Raw genomic sequence first — 15,130 nt, 5'->3', positions numbered from 1 at the left:
TCAGGCTTCGCCTGCCACAAAACGCAAGGGAATGCGCGCCAGCGTTCCGGCGCCGAAATCCCGCCCGAATGGCAAATCCCGCCGGTGCGCATAGCCAATAAAGCAATCGCATTTGAGGCGGCTGCATGGCCGCTCACCCAGCATCGACTCCAGCGTATCGCGGTACAGATTTCCCAAACGCGCGGGAATGAAGTGGCAGCGCTGCACTTCGCCATCGCCATCCACGGCGATCACTTCCTCGCCGGCGGCGCACGGGCTGCCGCGTGACGGTGCCGGGCGGCGGTTATGGGCGAACCATGGATCGAGAGCATCGAGCCATGCCAGGTCCTCCGCCGAGTAGTAAGCGGGACCGCGCCGGTCGTAGGCGTTCAGCCAGAGATACTGGTTTGGTGCCAGCGCCGCACGCAGTTCGCGGATGGCGCCGAAATGCTCGCGCATTGCCACCACGCCGACGGAAAAGCGTATGCCCATCCTGCCGAGCCGGGAACAACGCTCGATGAATCGCTGTTGCGAAGTCTGTCCGGGGTGATAGGTGCACCAAAGCGTCACCTTGCCTGCCTCGACCTGCTCCAGCCATGACAGCGGTGCCGCCAGGTTGGTCTGCACCGAGACTTGTTCGACATGCGGCATGGCTGCCAGCGCCAGCACCGCCTCGCGGTAATGGCGCCGCACCAGTGCTTCGCCCCAGGGCGTGAACTGGATGCGCAAGGGACGATCCTGCTGCCCCGCCCACGCCACGAACCGGGCAACTTCCGCGGCGTCCTTTGCGAGCCTGGCACGGCTGTCCTTGCGCTTGGCGAAAGGACAATAGCCGCAATCGTAGTTGCAGCTTTCCAGCGTCCCCCGGTACAGCAGCGAGAGCGGCGCTGCGCCGCCGTCTTTCAGCACGACGCGCCGCCGCTCGCCATCAGCTCCTGCACCTGCCCGGATGCCAGCCACGGGCCGATGGTATCCGCGTAAGCGTAGCCCAGGTCATTCAGGCGCAGCATGGAGCCGGATTGCTCTGCCAGCCCAACTGCGGACAACTCACGCAAGTCCGGCAGATCGTCCAGGCATGCGCTGCCGAAGCGCTGCGCATAGGCCAGCAAGTCCAGGCCCGGCTCTGTCAGCAGCGACTGGATGACAAAGCGGCGCCGCTGTTCCTCCTGGCTGAGGCGGAAGCCGTGGCGGGCCGCCATGAAGTCTGTCTCTTCATAGGCGAGATAGGCATTGATGATGTCCATCGTTGCGGCGCGCCCCACCGCGTAATCGGTCGAGTAGTGCAGCGAGCGCGTGTAGGAACGGGCGCCCGTGCCCAGGCCAACCATGCCATCGTTCTGGCAGCAATAGGACGGGCCGGACTGCTCCGGCGCATGGGGGGCGCGGAACATGCGCATCGACACCTGCACATAACCGCGTGCACGCAGGTGGTCGCGCGCCGCGATGTACAGTTGCAGGCGGCTGTCGCCATCCGGCGCCAGCGGGATCGTGCCGAAGTCCCCTGCCCCCGCCTTGCGCTGCGCCAGTTTGCCCAGGCCAGTGTGCTGGCGCACATAGAGCGGATACAGGTACAGTTCTTCCGGCTTGAATTCCAGCGCACTGTCGATCGACGCCAGCAGGCTGGCGACGGTTTGCCCGGCGATGCCGTAGATCAGGTCGAGGTTGAGCGTCGGGAAGCCTGCTTCGCGAATGCGCGCAATGGCGCTGCGTACCGCATCGTTTTGCTGCGGTCTTGCCAGGGCGCGCATTTCCGGGGCCGAGAAGCTCTGGATGCCAAGGCTCACGCGGTCGATGCCCATCGCCCGGCATACGGCCAATTTGTCCGCGGTCGCGGTTTCCGGCGAGGCCTCGATGCCGGAGGGGGTGTCCTGCAACGGAATGCCTAGGATGTCCTCGGCGGCGCGCAACAAGGTTTCGAGCTGGCGTGGCTGCAGGAAGGTCGGCGTGCCGCCACCCAATGCGAAGCGGGCAAAGCGCCGCTCGCCCAGCACCTCGTTCAGTACCCGCATCTGGCGCACCACTTGCGACACATAGCGCTCGACCAGTTCGTCGCCGGGATTGGCCATCGCGAACAGGTTGCAAAAACCGCAGCGCATTTCGCAGAACGGGACGTGGATATAGCCGAACAGGGCGGATCGGTCTTCCCCGGCCCACAATGGCTGCAGCGGCAATGGCTGCTCCAGCGCCCGGTACGCGGACTTATGCGGGTAGGAATAGGAATACGCCTGATACGGCGTTTGCCGCATGCGTTGCGCCAGTGTGCTGGCGGGTACGGGGTGGTTCAAGATTGCGGCGCTCCGGGCGGGTTAAGGAAAAAATGCGCGTAAGGGACGTTCCACACGGTTTCATGCGCGAGGCGGTGGCCCTGGTAGCCTGCTTCGCCATAAGCGCTGCCATGGTCGGAACAAATGATCACAAAGGTCGGCGCACGCGCCGCACAGGCGGCCAGCAACGGCTCCAGTTCGCGGTCCACGTAGCGCAGTGCGGCGGCGTGGCTGTCCAGGCTGTCGGTCTTGCAGCCTCGCAGGTAGACGCGGTTGGGCTTATGGATCGCGGCCACGTTCAAGAACAGCATCACGCGTTGCCCGCCCGCGGCCTGCAGGCGTTGCTGCGCCAGCGCTGCCTGGTTGGCAGTGGAGTTGGGGGCGTCCACGCCCATCGAGTGCGACCAGTGGCTCTCGGCGAACATCGACGGCAATACGCATCCCAGTGCGGTCAGCTTGTTGAAAAAGCCAACGCCGCCGATACAGACGGTGTGGTAGCCGGCAGCCGCCAGCCCGGCCGGAATGCTCTCCTGTTCGAACACGCAAGTATGCGCGGACGTGGTCTCGCTGCCGCGGAAGGCGGTGGCGAACAAGCGCGGGTGCGGCCCCGGGCTGTCAGGCGTCGGCAGGAACCCGGCGAAGAACGCATGGTGCGCGGCATAGGTGAAACTGGCCGGCGTGTGCCGCCGCTCCCAGCCGCCGGGCGGCAGGCAGCGGCCAAGCACGGGCAGTTCACCCGCCTCGTACAGCTGCTGGGCCACATCGTAGCGCAGGGTATCGAGCGTGATGAACAGGATGTCGTGGCTTCCGACCACCTGGTTCATATCGGGAATGCTGTGTGCCTGCAGTGTCATTGCATGAAGCTTTTCCATTGGGCCGTGTAGGTATCCTGGTCTTCCCAGAGCAGGCCGGGAAGCAGGTCGCCGAAAGCGTTCGCTTCCAGCACATGGGCTTCGCCGCGCTGCGCCACCACGTCCAGGCCGATCACGTGGCTGGCGGGGAAAGCCTGCGCGGCCTGCCGCGCGACCCGTTCCAGTGCTGCCGATGAAACGGGATCGAGCAAGCTATCGGTGGCGGCACGGCGGTTATCCAGGTGCAGGTTCGTCATCATGCGCGTGCCGATGCGGGCCACACGGTGCGCCGGTTGGCCGGCCAGCGTCAGCACACGGATATCGTAATGGCCATTGCCGGCCCGCGGCTTGGGCAGCCACGCCTCGGCATATGCATGCTGCGCAGCCAGCAGGTCAAGCAGGCTGCGCATGTCCGCCGCACGGTGATAGCGGCTCATGCGTTTGGAGTTGTACAGGCGCGGACCGCCTGCCGCTTGCACCAGTTGCGCCGATGTGGTGGCCTGTTCATCGCCGCGCCGGTTGCGCCGGTAGGCCACCACGCCGGACGCACTGGAGCCGTAACGGGTCTTGATGAAGGCCCGGTCCACGCCGTGCCGCTCGAGCAGGAAGTGGAAATGATCATATCCTTCCACCATGCCCAGCAGCATCGGAACGGGCACCTTATGGCTTGCCAGGTGCTGCTGGCAAGCCAGCTTGTCCGTCATCAGCAGCGCTTCGTGCGGGGCGTTCATGACCCGTACATCCCGCGTCGCGGCCAGTTGCCGCTCCAGGCATTGAAAGGCACGCGCCAGGCCCTTGAACCAGGCGCCGGAAACCGCGACCTCGCCGTGTTCCTGCAGGCCGGGCACGGCGATGCCTTCGGCAGCGCAACCCTCGGCCAGCAACCGTGCCTGGACGGCCGGATCGTCGCCGGGCGGTTCGGCCTTGAACACACAGGGCCGCTCCAGCATGCCATCCAGGCGTTCCGGAGCAGCCAGCCAGTCGCGCCATTCGAGTACCTCGGCCGGCGGCAGGCCGGCATCACTACGGGCCTGCTGCGTCAGCCGTATGCGTTTGCCGCTTGCGACGCCCAGCAGGACAAAACGGCTGGGCAATGCCTTATTCTCCAACGGCGACGTAACGCTCGCCATCGTCTTCTTCCTGCGCGTCATCCAGCACCACTTCCGGCGGCAGCGCCTTCAAATGCTGCTGCAAAGCCGCCGAGATGTAATGGTGCGAAAGATCCAGGCGCTGCAGCGAACGCACATGCGGGCTGTCCAGCAGCGCACGCGCGCCTTCATCGCCCAGGGTGCCCAGCGACAGGTCCAGCGTGTGCAGGCGGCTGACCACTTCCTCTTCCGCCAGCCACTGCGCCAGTTCGTCGGAGATCTGCGAGTCGCGCAGGCCCAGGTAGCGCAGCGATGGACCGGCCAATGCGCCGAGCAGGCGGCGGTACAGGTCGACATCGCCATCGAAACCGTATTCATCGGAGCCCAGCCACAATTCCAGGTGCTCCAGCGCAGGCAGCGAAGACCCGATCAATGCCTCCACCACCTCGGACGGCAGGCCACCCGATTCGATGGTCAGCTTGCGCAAGGCCGTATGCGTTACCGGTTCCAGCGACAAGTCCTGTGCACCGCGGATGCGCAGCTCTTCCAGCTTTGGAAACGCCTTCAGCAAAGGCGTGTAGTCGCCCTGCACGATCCAGGAGATTTCGCATTCCTCGTACGTCATGTCGCCGATGAACAGGGCGCGCAATGCCGGCAGATCGGGCGCACGGGCGACCAGGGCAGCGATGACGTCTTCGGCGCTTTCCTCATACGGCTCGCCCCACATGCCGATCACCAGGGCGTCCAGCTTCGATTTGTCGGCGCTTTGCAGGAACTGCCCGATCAGGTCGGACATCTTGCGTTCATCGTCATAGTCGAGCGTCAGGCGGTAGACCTTGTCGCCGGACAGGTCGACAGGCGATGCCGGATCGTAAGCGGTAACGGTTTTATTGAAGAAGGTTTCAGTGCTTTCGGAGATGGTCACGGTGCGCTTCCTGGAAAAGACCCTGGCGCCTTTCGCCTGGGAAATATTGAAATATTAGCATGCGCGGCCCTTAACGGCGCCTTAAATTACGTGATCCCCTAAGTTGACGGCGCACGCCGCGCAAACATACACTCCGCACCGTTATCATTTTTTTTGGAGCCCCCTTTCATGGGCACTTGTTCGAGTCATAGTTGTCACCGAATTCACTTCGGCATCGCATAACGGCACGATCACGTCCAGGGCTCCTGTCCTACCGTCATCTGCCGTGAGCGGATGATGATTCAAGCGCGCACGATCGCGGGCCCGCATTTTTGCGGAGAGCCTGATGTTCGCATCTATCACCACCCGTCCCAACCGCTGGGACTGGGCATTGCTGCCGTTCGTATTGGCGGTGTTGCTCGCTGTCGTCTTTGGCGCCATGCAGGTGGCGCGCCCTTTCGTGCCTGGCCAGCCTATGCCGGTCAGCCTCGATCCGGCCGCGCTGCCCTGCTACCTTTTGCGCACCATCCTGCGCATGTTCGCCGCGCTCGGCGTTTCGCTGGTATTCGCCTTCGTTTTCGCAGCGCTTGCGGCCAGATACCGGCTGGCTGAAAAAGTCCTGGTGCCGCTGCTGGACGTGCTGCAGTCGGTGCCGGTGCTGGGTTTCCAGGCGATCGCCATCGCGCCATTCATTGCCCTCTTTCCCGGCAGCCAGTTGGGCGTGGAGTGCGCGGCCATCTTCGCGATCTTCACCTCGCAGGCCTGGAATATGGCATTCAGCCTGTACCAGTCGATGCGCGCCGTGCCGGCCGAACTTGATGAAGCGAGCCGCGTGTTCCGCCTGTCGGCCTGGCAGCGCTTCTGGCGCCTGGAGCTGCCGTTCGCCATGCCCGGCCTGCTGTGGAACATGATGATGTCCATGTCCGGCGGCTGGTTCTTCCTGGTGGCAGCGGAAGCGATCTCCGTCGCCGGGCAGGACGTCAAGCTGCCAGGCATCGGCTCCTATATGGCAGTCGCTATCGAAGCTGAAAACGGCCGCGCCATCGCCTGGGCTATCGGTGCCATGTTCATCGGCATTGTCATGTATGACCAGCTTTTCTTCCGCCCCCTGCTGGCGTGGGCCGACAAATTCCGCTTCGAAGAGCTTGAGGGTGAAACGGGCCGCCGTTCCTGGCTGTTGAACTGGGTGCGCCGCAGCCGCCTTGCCAGCCGCCTTACCGGCCAGGCCTGGCGCCTGATGCGTTCTACCCTTGGCTGGTTCCCGGCCCGGCCGGCCGGCGCGGCTGCCGCCGGCAGAACCGTACGCCGCTGGCGCCTGCCGGCACGCGCCGCCGATACGTTGCTGCTCGTGCTTGCGGCCTGGGCCAGCTACCGTGTGGCTGCCTTCATCCACACAGAAGTTGGCTGGCGCGAGGCGGCCAGTGTGTTCGGACTCGGCCTGGCGACAATGGCGCGCGTCGCGGTGCTGATTGCGCTGGCATCGCTGTTCTGGGTGCCGGTAGCGGTGTGGATCGGACTGCGCCCGCGCTATGCGCAAAAGATCCAGGCGGCGATGCAATTCCTGGCTGCCTTCCCGGTCAACCTGCTGTTTCCGCCGGCGGTGTACGCGGTGCTAAATCTGGGCCTCAATCCGGACATCTGGCTCAGTCCACTCATGGTGTTCGGTACCCAATGGTACATCCTGTTCAACGTCGTGGCGGGAGCTTCCACCCTGCCCGCAGACTTGCGCCTGGCGACAGCAAACCTGGGCCTCAAGGGCTGGCTGAAATGGCGCAGGGTCTACCTGCCGGCCATATTCCCAAGCTACGTGAGCGGCGCTGTCACGGCCAGCGGCGGCTCATGGAACGCCAGCATCGTGGCCGAATACGTCACCTGGGGCAAAACCACCCTGGTGGCGCATGGCCTGGGCAGCTATATCAAGCAGATGACCGATGCCGGCGACTTTCCGCGCATCGCCCTTGGCATCGGCGTGATGTGCATATTTGTCATGGCAATCAACCGCTTCGTCTGGAGCCGTTTGTATCTGGAGCAAAAATGAAGAAAGAAGTCCTGGTCGACTTGCAAGGTGTCGGCAAATCCTTCCGCACTGGCGATGGCGCCAGCCGCACCGTGCTCGACGGCGTCGATTTCGCCCTCGAGTCGGGCGAGATCGTCGCCCTGCTTGGCAAGTCGGGCAGCGGCAAATCGACCCTGCTGCGCATTATCGCGGGCCTGGTGCAGGCCGATGCCGGCGCAGCCCGGTATCGCGGCGTGCCGCTGGCGGAACCGGTGCCGGGCATCGCCATGGTGTTTCAGTCCTTTGCCCTGTTCCCCTGGCTGAACGTGCAGCAGAATGTCGAACTGGGCCTGGAGGCGCAAGGCATGGCACAGGCCGAGCGAGCCGCACGCAGCAAAGCCATGCTGGATTTGATCGGCCTGTCCGGCTTCGAAGGCGCGCTGCCGCGCGAACTGTCCGGCGGCATGCGCCAGCGCGTGGGCATCGCCCGCGCCCTGGTCACCCATCCGGATGTGCTACTGATGGATGAAGCGTTTTCCGCACTCGATGTGCTGACCGGTGAAACCTTGCGCAACGACATCCTCGAACTGTGGGACCGGGGCCGCCTACCAACGCGCGGCATGCTGCTTGTTTCGCACAGTATCGAAGAAGCGGTGATGATGTCGGACCGGGTCATCATGCTCTCCAGCGATCCTGGCCGCATCCGGACTGAAATCCGCATCGGCCTGCCACGCCCGCGCAACCCGGACAGCCCGGCCGTGCGCCGGCTTGTGGACGAGGTGTATGGCCTGATGACCATGCGCCCGCCCACCGCCGTGCCGGCAGGCGAAGCCGGTCCCGCCCACCGCCGCCCATGATGCAGGGCGGCGACATCGCCATGAGCACGCTCGGCCGGCAGTTGCTGGCGCAAGGCGCGCTGCCACAATATATTTACGGCATGCTGCGTGCTTGCGCAGGCGGCATCTTGCCGGAAGAGCAAGTGCTGTCGCACCTCATGGAATCCCATGACCCGGAAACGGCGCGCCGCATCATGCGTACCGCCGTCGAATGGGGTCGATATGGAGAGCTATATGAGTTCGATTTCCACACGCGCCGCCTGCGCCTGGCCTGATCGACGCGGCGCCATGCTGGCTGCGGGCCTGCTGCTGTCGACGGCAGCATGGGCGGGCCGGCCCCTGGTCACCGATGATGCGTCCATCCTCGAGCCCAACGATTGCCAGTTGGAAGCCTGGCACCAGCACACGGGCCAGCTGCACGAGTGGTGGGCCATGCCGGCGTGCCGCGCCGGCGGCTGGGAACTGGCCGCCGGCAAAGGCCAGTCGCGCAATGCCGCGCTGCAGGCCAAGACAGTCCTGCGCGGGCTGCAGGCAGGTGGCTGGGGCCTTGGGCTGGCCATCGCCGCCCAGCATGGCGCAAGCCGCCAGCATTCGGCCAACCTGCCGCTGACAATGTCCTTCGCGGGGGATGCGCTGCTATTGCACCTGAACGCAGGCTGGATGCGCCAGCACGGCGCATCCAGCCGCGCCACCTGGAGCCTCGGCGGCGAATATAGCATTGCCCCACGCTGGAGCGCTTCCGTCGAAAGCTACGGCAGCCGCCACCGCCCGCCGACCAAGCAAGCAGGCATCCGCTATACCGTGATCGAAGGCCGCCTGGACCTCGATGCCAGCGTTGCAAAAACGCGTGGCGCGCCGCATCAGCTGGCCCTTGGCATGACCTGGGCGCTACCGGGGTTGCTATACTAGCGGGCATGAAAACCTTGCTTCCCATCGCAGCGCTGGCTGCGCTCCTCACTGGCTGCGCCGGCATTGGCGCACAGAGCTTTTACGCCAATCCGTCGGCGGCAAGCCCGTTCGAGATGTGCAAGACCCTTGCCACGGGCTCGCCCGACATCAACTTTGCCAATGCCCTGCGCATGGAGCTGGGCCGCCGCGGCGTAGCCGAGGCAGCTTGCCCAGAAGTGATCAAGGAGCGCGAGACCTGGGTAACGGTGGGTGTAGCGGCCGGCGTAGTGGCATTGGCCGTGGCAGCGAGCAAGCATAACGATGTCAGCATCGGGATCGGCGGCACGGTCGGCCTGTACAACGACGACTGGTATGCAGAACCGCGCTACGCCCCGAATACCGACCGCGAATGGGCCTGGGACCGCTATACCGGCGAAAACGGCAGCGATATCTGGGCCTGCCGCGGCGTCCAGACCGGCGCCCTCACCGACCCGTCGCGCTGCCAGGGCCGCCCATTGGCCGACACTGTGTGGCCGGGCCCAGCCGCGCCGTTCCGCTAGCCGTCTTGCGCGCGAAGCACCAGCATTCCGTCGCGAAATAGCCTATCGTTATCGTCCGCACGATAGCGGCAGGCTTTCGGCAGATGCGGCCGGCAAGTGGAGAATGATGGCGTTCTCTTCGACGGGGCTGCAAAATGAATATCAGAAACTTTCTGCTGCTCGCCGCGGGCGCGGCATCGGCCGCACTGGCCGCGCCCGCTTTCTCCGGCACTTTCGACGACGGCATTCCAGCCGCCTGGCGCTGTACCGGCAGTTGCGGGACTTCAGGGGCCAACGGCGTGGTCACCCTCGCGCCGGGCGGGGGCAGCGCCTACGGCTGGATCTCCAGCTTCAACTCCACCAGCGAGGTCGCGCTGCCCGGCGTGGGCGGCGTCGGCGAAGCAACGAATGGCTCGCTCCTGCGCTCGGTCTCCTTCATGGCAACAGCCAACGCAGCGCTCAACTTCCGTTTCAACTATGTGACGACCGATGGCGCGGGCTATGCGGACTATGCCTGGGCGCGCCTGCTCGATGCCGACAACCGGCAAGTTGCGCTGCTGTTCACCGCCCGCACCAACGAGGACGGCGACGCGATCCCTGGCTTCGACATGCCGGCACCCGAGGCGACGCTCACGCCCTTCCCCGTCGCCGTAGCGCCCGGCCAGACCAGGTGGGCGCCGCTCGGCCCCGATTCGGACGAATGCTATGACGCCGGCTGCGGCGCCACGGGCTGGGTGCGGGCCCAGTACGCCATTGCCGGCGCCGGCAAATACCGGCTTGAATTCGGCGTAACGAACTGGGACGACGAGGATTTCGACTCCGGCCTGGCGATTGATGCCATTACCGTCGGCGGCGAACCCCTGCCCATTCCCGAGCCCGGACAGTACGCCATGCTGCTGGCCGGCCTGGCCCTGCTCGGTACGCTGAAGCGCCTGGCGCGGTGATCCGGATCGGCATCTCCGGCTGGCGGTATACGCCGTGGCGCGGCGTGTTCTATCCATCCGACCTGGCGCAGGCGCGCGAGCTCGAATTCGCCTCGCGCGCCGTGCGCACTATCGAGATCAACGGTTCCTTCTACTCGCTGCAGCGGCCGGAAAGCTACCAGGCGTGGTACGAAGCCACGCCGGACGGTTTCGTGTTCGCCCACAAGGGCAACCGCTACATCACCCACCTGCGCCGCTTGCGCGAGCCTGAGAAACCGCTGGCGAATGTATTCGCCAGCGGCGTGCTGCTCCTGCGTGAAAAACTCGGTCCCTTTCTTTGGCAATTCCCGCCAAACTTCAAGTTCGATGAAGAGCTGTTCGAGCATTTCCTGGACCTGCTGCCGCGCGACACCGAACAGGCGTCCATCCTGGCCCGCCGCCACGAGCCGCGCATGAACGGCCGCGCGGCCACCGAGACCGATGCCAGGCGCAAGTTGCTGCACGCAGTCGAGATCCGCAATGAGTCATTTGCCGATCCCGCCTTCGTCAAGCTGCTGCGCAAATACAAGGTGGCCTTGGTCGTGGCCGACACGGCCGGCAAATGGCCCGACTACGAAGATGTGACCGCCGGATTCATGTACCTGCGCCTGCACGGCGAAAAGGAGCTCTATGCCAGCGGCTACACGCCGGAATCACTGGACCGCTGGGCAAGCCGTATCCGGGCATGGGCGGCAGGCAGCCAGCCCGGCGACGCAAAACTGATCGCCGATAGCGCCGCGCCAAAGCGCGCCAGCCGAGACATCTTCTGCTACTTCGACAACGACATCAAAGTGCATGCGCCCTATGACGCGCAGGACCTGGCGCGGCGCTTAGCCGCCTGAAGGGCGCCGCTGTGCGCGGTAGATCCCGGTTTGTCCGGAAAACATGAAGGCGACCGCGCACGCCAACGCAGCATATGGACCGATGGCAGGCCCGAACAACTCCATCGCCATCACCGTGCAGGCCAGCGGCGTATTGGCAGCTCCTGCGAACACTGCAACAAAGCCGATTGCCGCCAGCAGCGGCAATGGCAGGTGCAGGATGGGTGCCAGCACATTGCCCAGGGTCGCGCCGATATTGAACAGCGGCGTCACTTCGCCGCCCTTGAAGCCCGAACCCAGGGAGCCGACCGTGAAAACGAGTTTGCCCAGCCAATCCCACCAGTCGAGAGGGATGCGGAAAGCTTCGACCATGGGGCCTATGCCCAGGCCAAGATAGCGGTGCAGGTCGATGCCGGCCGCGCTACCGGCGCCAACCACAACCGCGATGACGGCACCGCCCACCAGCGGCCGCAACGGCGCATAAGCAAGGCGTGCCTTGAACCAGGCCGACAGGCCGTGCGTGGCAGCGGCAAACGCCCGTCCCACCAGGCCGAAAACGGCACCAGCCACAACGATGCCAGCCAGCGCCAGCAGCAGCGGGCCGTCCGGCGCCGCCAACGCGCCAGCCGGATAATGCGTATGCCCCACGCCCCAGGCGCGCGTCACCTGGTCGGCCAGCACCGCTGCCAGCATGCACGGATAGATCGCGGTAAAGCGCATGCGTCCCACCACCAGAACTTCCAGCCCGAAGATCGCGCCGGCCAGCGGGGTGCCGAACACCGACGCGAACCCGGCGCTGATGCCGGCCATCAGCACGGTGCTGCGATCCTCTTTCGGCAGGCGGAATACGTGGGTGAGCTGGTCGGCCAGCGCGCCGCCCATCTGCACCGCCGTACCTTCGCGCCCGACGGAGGCGCCGAACAGATGCGACACCACGGTACTGCCCAGTATCAGCGGCGCCAGCCGCAGCGGCAGCACGTTTTTCGGATCGTGCACCTCGTCGATCAGCAGGTTGTTGCCCGCCTCGACGCTGCTGCCAACGTGCAGGTAGATCCAGCCGACCGCAAATCCGGCCAGCGGCAGCAGCCATACCATCCAGCGATAGGCTTCGCGCCAGGCGGTCGCCACGTCCAGCGCCACCAGGAAGAATGCGGACGCGCTGCCCGCCAGCAAAGCAACGATGCCGGCCAGCAGGCTCCACTTTCCCAGGTAGCGCAGTTGCTTAATGATGGTCGTGCCCCTTCTTCTCGCGGGTCACTTCCATCGGCTTGACGCCAGCCGGTGCCGGGGCATTGGGCGCGGATACAGGCGGCGGCAGTTCGCCGGTCCATTCGTATGCCGTAGTGCCCTTGGGAGCCTTGTACCAGCCGGGGTCCGAGTAGTCGCCCTTTTTCTGGTCGGGGCGCACCTTCATCAGGGTGAACATGCCGCCCATCTCGATATCGCCGTACGGGCCGGTACCGGTCATCATCGGCAGGGTGTTCTCGGGGATTTCCATTTCCATGCCGGCCATCGAGCCGCCCTTGTCGCCCATCACCATATAGCCCGGCACCAGCTTGTTGATCTTCTCGGCCACACCCTTGTGGTCCACGCCGATCAGGGTCGGTACGTCATGGCCCATGGCATTCATGGTGTGGTGCGATTTGTGGCAGTGGAAAGCCCAGTCGCCGGGATTGTCGGCAATGAATTCGATGGCGCGCATCTGCCCCACCGCGACATCGGTGGTCACTTCCGGCCAGCGCGCGGCCGGAGGCACCCAGCCGCCGTCGGTGCCGGTCACTTCGAATCGGTGGCCGTGGATGTGGATCGGGTGGTTGGTCATGGTCAGGTTGCCGGCGCGGATGCGCACGCGGTCGCCCTGGCGCACGACCAGCGGGTCGATGGCGGGGAAGACGCGGCTGTTGAATGTCCAGATATTAAAGTCAGTCATCGTGTTGACCTTGGGGACCATGCTTCCGGGTTCGATATCGTAGGCGCTGAGCAGGAACACGAAATCGCGGTCGACCGCATGCTGGCGCGGGTCTTTCGGGTGCGTGACCCAGAAGCCCATCATGCCCATCGCCATCTGCACCATCTCGTCGGCATGGGGATGGTACATGAAAGTGCCGGCATGTCTGGCGACAAATTCGTAGACGAAGGTCTTGCCCGGCTGGATAGCCGGCTGGCTCACGCCGGACACGCCGTCCATCCCGCTTGGCAGGATCTGGCCGTGCCAGTGCACGCTGGTGTGCTCCGGCAGCTTGTTGGTGACGAAGATGCGCACCCGGTCACCTTCCACCACCTCGATGGTCGGGCCCGGGCTCTGACCGTTGTAGCCCCACATCTTGGCGTACATGCCGGGGGCGATTTCACGCACCACCGGCTCCGCGACCAGGTGGAACTCTTTGACCCCATCCTTCATGCGCCAAGGCAGGCTCCAGCCGTTCAGGGTGACAACTGGATTGTAGGGGCGGCCATTGGGCGGCGCCAGCGGCGGCGCGGTCGCAGCGCCTGACTGCACCGGCGCCTCCGGCAAGCCGGCAGCGCCGGCACGGCTCACCAGGCCCGCTCCGATCAGGGCGGCGGCGCCATTGGCGAGGAATGAACGGCGCTTGTTGACAGGATGATTCATTGCTGTACTCCCTTGCCGCCAATCGCGGCATCCAGATTGGCATCCGCGATCCAGTATTCCTTGAGCGCGGTGATGTAGTTATTGACGGCGCTGGTCTGCTCCCGGGCGTCGGCCAGCAGTTCGAATACGGACAGCAGCATGCCGTTGTAGCGCAACAGGGTCTCCTCGGAGATGTTCTTGCGCAGCGGGATCACCACATCGCGGTAATGCCTGGCCAGCTCGTAGGAAGCCTGGTAATCCTGATGGCTTTCGCGCGCCTCGCTGCGGGCATTAATTGCTGCAGCCGCCAGCAGGTTAAGCGACTGCATATAGGTCGCTTCGGCGTGTGCCACGCGCGCGCCGCCCCAGTCGAACAGCGGCACCTCCACCGAAATCTCATAGCCGCGCGAACGGTGCCCGCCTTCGCGCTCGCTGATTCCGCTCAATTCCAGCACATTGACGAAGCGGGTGGCCTTGTTCAGGCCCAGCGACCTGGCAGTGTGCTCCGAGGACAGGCGGGCCGCCTGCACGTCGAGGCGCTCGCGCATGGCGGCGGCTTCGGCGTCGTCGATCTTTCGGGGGATAGCCGGCAGTTCCGGCAACCGTTCCGGCAGGCGGTAGGAGATCGCTTCCGAGCCTGCCAGGCCCAGGATTCGGGTCAGCTTTTCGCGGCTGGCCGTGGCGGCCTTGCGGGCGCGCGCAACGTCGGCCATGGCATCCGCGTGGAAGGCTTCCTCGCGCGCCGCATCGTACTTGCTCCAGTTGCCGGCCGCCTGCATGCGCCGCGCCAGCTCGCCGCTGGCTTCCGCAGCGTCACTGATCTGCTGGGCATACCCAGCACCCTGCTGCGCCGCTACGGCCTCGATCCAGGCCAGGCGTGCCTGGTGGGCCATGGCGACCGCTTCGCCGGCCAGTTCCAGCTTGACCTGCTCGAAGCGCTGGGATTCGATACGGCTGGCCAGCGGCAGCGTAAGCAGCTGGATGAAGTTCATGCTCAGGGTGCGCTCGATGCCCACCTCGCCGCCGCCGTGCATGCGTTTGAAACTGAAACCGGGATTGGCCAGGCGGCCGGCTTGCACCAGCTCCGCTTCGGCAATGCCGAGGTCCCAGTAGCGCGCCTGCAGGCTGCGATTGTTCAACAGTGCGATCTGGACTGCCGCGTCGGCGCTCAGCGGCTCGGCCAGCAGTTTTTTGAGTTGCTCGTCCAGCGCGCGCCGGTCGTCGTCATTGCGCAGCAGGCGCGTTTCGGCGCCGCTGCGGCTCCTGGCGGCCTGTGCTACTGCGCCGAAGCCGCCATCGTTCGAGAACGTGGCGCAACCGGCGAGCAGCGCTGCCGCGGCGGCCATCGCCGCCAGCTTGAATGCTTGATTCATGTTTGTCTTTCCAATGCGTGGTCGCCCTGCGCGGGGGCG

13 protein-coding genes and 1 pseudogene are annotated in these 15,130 nt (G+C 65.2%); 6 read left to right on the top strand and 8 right to left on the bottom strand.

Going from position 1 to position 15,130, the window contains the following annotated elements:
- The 5 genes from ACWBU6_RS13980 to ACWBU6_RS13960 are packed head-to-tail and all read right to left on the bottom strand — an operon-like array spanning position 1 to position 5,107.
- Positions 1-888, bottom strand: a complete 888-nt coding sequence (locus tag ACWBU6_RS13980; protein ID WP_452649378.1) for an STM4011 family radical SAM protein — start codon at positions 886-888, stop codon at positions 1-3.
- On the bottom strand, positions 882-2,264 hold the full coding sequence (locus ACWBU6_RS13975; protein ID WP_452649377.1) for an STM4012 family radical SAM protein: 1,383 nt from the start codon (positions 2,262-2,264) through the stop codon (positions 882-884). Before ACWBU6_RS13975 ends, ACWBU6_RS13980 begins: the two co-directional genes overlap by 7 nt.
- Positions 2,261-3,097 (bottom strand): STM4013/SEN3800 family hydrolase, encoded by an 837-nt coding sequence (locus tag ACWBU6_RS13970; protein WP_452649376.1) that lies wholly within the window; start codon positions 3,095-3,097, stop codon positions 2,261-2,263. Before ACWBU6_RS13970 ends, ACWBU6_RS13975 begins: the two co-directional genes overlap by 4 nt.
- The gene (locus ACWBU6_RS13965) at positions 3,094-4,224 is read right to left on the bottom strand and encodes an STM4014 family protein (RefSeq protein WP_452649375.1); all 1,131 of its coding nucleotides are present in this window, start codon (positions 4,222-4,224) and stop codon (positions 3,094-3,096) included. Before ACWBU6_RS13965 ends, ACWBU6_RS13970 begins: the two co-directional genes overlap by 4 nt.
- The gene (locus ACWBU6_RS13960; protein ID WP_452649374.1) at positions 4,193-5,107 is read right to left on the bottom strand and encodes an STM4015 family protein; all 915 of its coding nucleotides are present in this window, start codon (positions 5,105-5,107) and stop codon (positions 4,193-4,195) included. The genes ACWBU6_RS13965 and ACWBU6_RS13960 overlap by 32 nt, the downstream gene beginning before the upstream one ends.
- 325 nt (positions 5,108-5,432) lie before the next feature.
- Between ACWBU6_RS13960 and ACWBU6_RS13955 the strand changes: the two genes are divergently transcribed.
- From ACWBU6_RS13955 to ACWBU6_RS13930, 6 genes and pseudogenes are all read left to right on the top strand, one after another.
- Positions 5,433-7,124 carry an ABC transporter permease gene (locus ACWBU6_RS13955; protein ID WP_452649373.1) on the top strand — a complete coding sequence of 564 codons (1,692 nt, stop codon included), beginning with the start codon at positions 5,433-5,435 and terminating at the stop codon, positions 7,122-7,124.
- A pseudogene (locus ACWBU6_RS13950) lies at positions 7,121-8,193 on the top strand (ATP-binding cassette domain-containing protein). Before ACWBU6_RS13955 ends, ACWBU6_RS13950 begins: the two are co-directional and overlap by 4 nt.
- On the top strand, positions 8,153-8,827 hold the full coding sequence (locus ACWBU6_RS13945) for a hypothetical protein (protein WP_452649372.1): 675 nt from the start codon (positions 8,153-8,155) through the stop codon (positions 8,825-8,827). The pseudogene ACWBU6_RS13950 and the gene ACWBU6_RS13945 overlap by 41 nt, the downstream one beginning before the upstream one ends.
- A gap of 5 nt (positions 8,828-8,832) precedes the next feature.
- Positions 8,833-9,366, top strand: coding sequence for a hypothetical protein (locus tag ACWBU6_RS13940; protein WP_452649371.1), 534 nt, complete (start codon positions 8,833-8,835; stop codon positions 9,364-9,366).
- A 134-nt stretch (positions 9,367-9,500) separates the two neighbouring features.
- Positions 9,501-10,289 carry an NF038132 family protein gene (locus tag ACWBU6_RS13935; protein WP_452649370.1) on the top strand — a complete coding sequence of 263 codons (789 nt, stop codon included), beginning with the start codon at positions 9,501-9,503 and terminating at the stop codon, positions 10,287-10,289.
- On the top strand, positions 10,286-11,149 hold the full coding sequence (locus ACWBU6_RS13930; RefSeq protein ID WP_452649369.1) for a DUF72 domain-containing protein: 864 nt from the start codon (positions 10,286-10,288) through the stop codon (positions 11,147-11,149). The genes ACWBU6_RS13935 and ACWBU6_RS13930 overlap by 4 nt, the downstream gene beginning before the upstream one ends.
- Here ACWBU6_RS13930 and ACWBU6_RS13925 read toward each other — a convergent pair.
- Genes ACWBU6_RS13925 through ACWBU6_RS13915 form a run of 3 tightly spaced genes read right to left on the bottom strand, consistent with a single transcriptional unit; the run spans position 11,138 to position 15,091 of the window.
- Positions 11,138-12,358, bottom strand: a complete 1,221-nt coding sequence (locus tag ACWBU6_RS13925) for a chloride channel protein (RefSeq protein WP_452649564.1) — start codon at positions 12,356-12,358, stop codon at positions 11,138-11,140. The genes ACWBU6_RS13930 and ACWBU6_RS13925 overlap by 12 nt on opposite strands.
- On the bottom strand, positions 12,351-13,739 hold the full coding sequence (locus ACWBU6_RS13920) for a multicopper oxidase family protein (RefSeq protein ID WP_452649368.1): 1,389 nt from the start codon (positions 13,737-13,739) through the stop codon (positions 12,351-12,353). The genes ACWBU6_RS13925 and ACWBU6_RS13920 overlap by 8 nt, the downstream gene beginning before the upstream one ends.
- Positions 13,736-15,091: a TolC family protein gene (locus tag ACWBU6_RS13915; protein ID WP_452649367.1), complete on the bottom strand. Its 1,356-nt coding sequence runs from the start codon at positions 15,089-15,091 to the stop codon at positions 13,736-13,738. The genes ACWBU6_RS13920 and ACWBU6_RS13915 overlap by 4 nt, the downstream gene beginning before the upstream one ends.
- Positions 15,092-15,130 lie beyond the last annotated feature (39 nt).

The sequence above is a fragment of the Pseudoduganella sp. HUAS MS19 genome (assembly GCF_053615455.1).
Note: the sequence above shows the minus strand (reverse complement) of the source record. Positions and strands in the feature narration are given on the sequence as shown.

Excerpts from the sequence above, each read along its gene's own strand:
- ACWBU6_RS13970 (WP_452649376.1), bottom strand. The coding sequence starts at position 3,097 with ATGACACTGCAGGCACACAGCATTCCCGATATGAACCAGGTGGTCGGA.
- ACWBU6_RS13965 (WP_452649375.1), bottom strand. The coding sequence starts at position 4,224 with ATGGCGAGCGTTACGTCGCCGTTGGAGAATAAGGCATTGCCCAGCCGT.
- ACWBU6_RS13955 (WP_452649373.1), top strand. The coding sequence starts at position 5,433 with ATGTTCGCATCTATCACCACCCGTCCCAACCGCTGGGACTGGGCATTG.
- ACWBU6_RS13945 (WP_452649372.1), top strand. The coding sequence starts at position 8,153 with ATGAGTTCGATTTCCACACGCGCCGCCTGCGCCTGGCCTGATCGACGC.
- ACWBU6_RS13940 (WP_452649371.1), top strand. The coding sequence starts at position 8,833 with ATGAAAACCTTGCTTCCCATCGCAGCGCTGGCTGCGCTCCTCACTGGC.
- ACWBU6_RS13935 (WP_452649370.1), top strand. The coding sequence starts at position 9,501 with ATGAATATCAGAAACTTTCTGCTGCTCGCCGCGGGCGCGGCATCGGCC.
- ACWBU6_RS13920 (WP_452649368.1), bottom strand. The coding sequence starts at position 13,739 with ATGAATCATCCTGTCAACAAGCGCCGTTCATTCCTCGCCAATGGCGCC.
- ACWBU6_RS13915 (WP_452649367.1), bottom strand. The coding sequence starts at position 15,091 with ATGAATCAAGCATTCAAGCTGGCGGCGATGGCCGCCGCGGCAGCGCTG.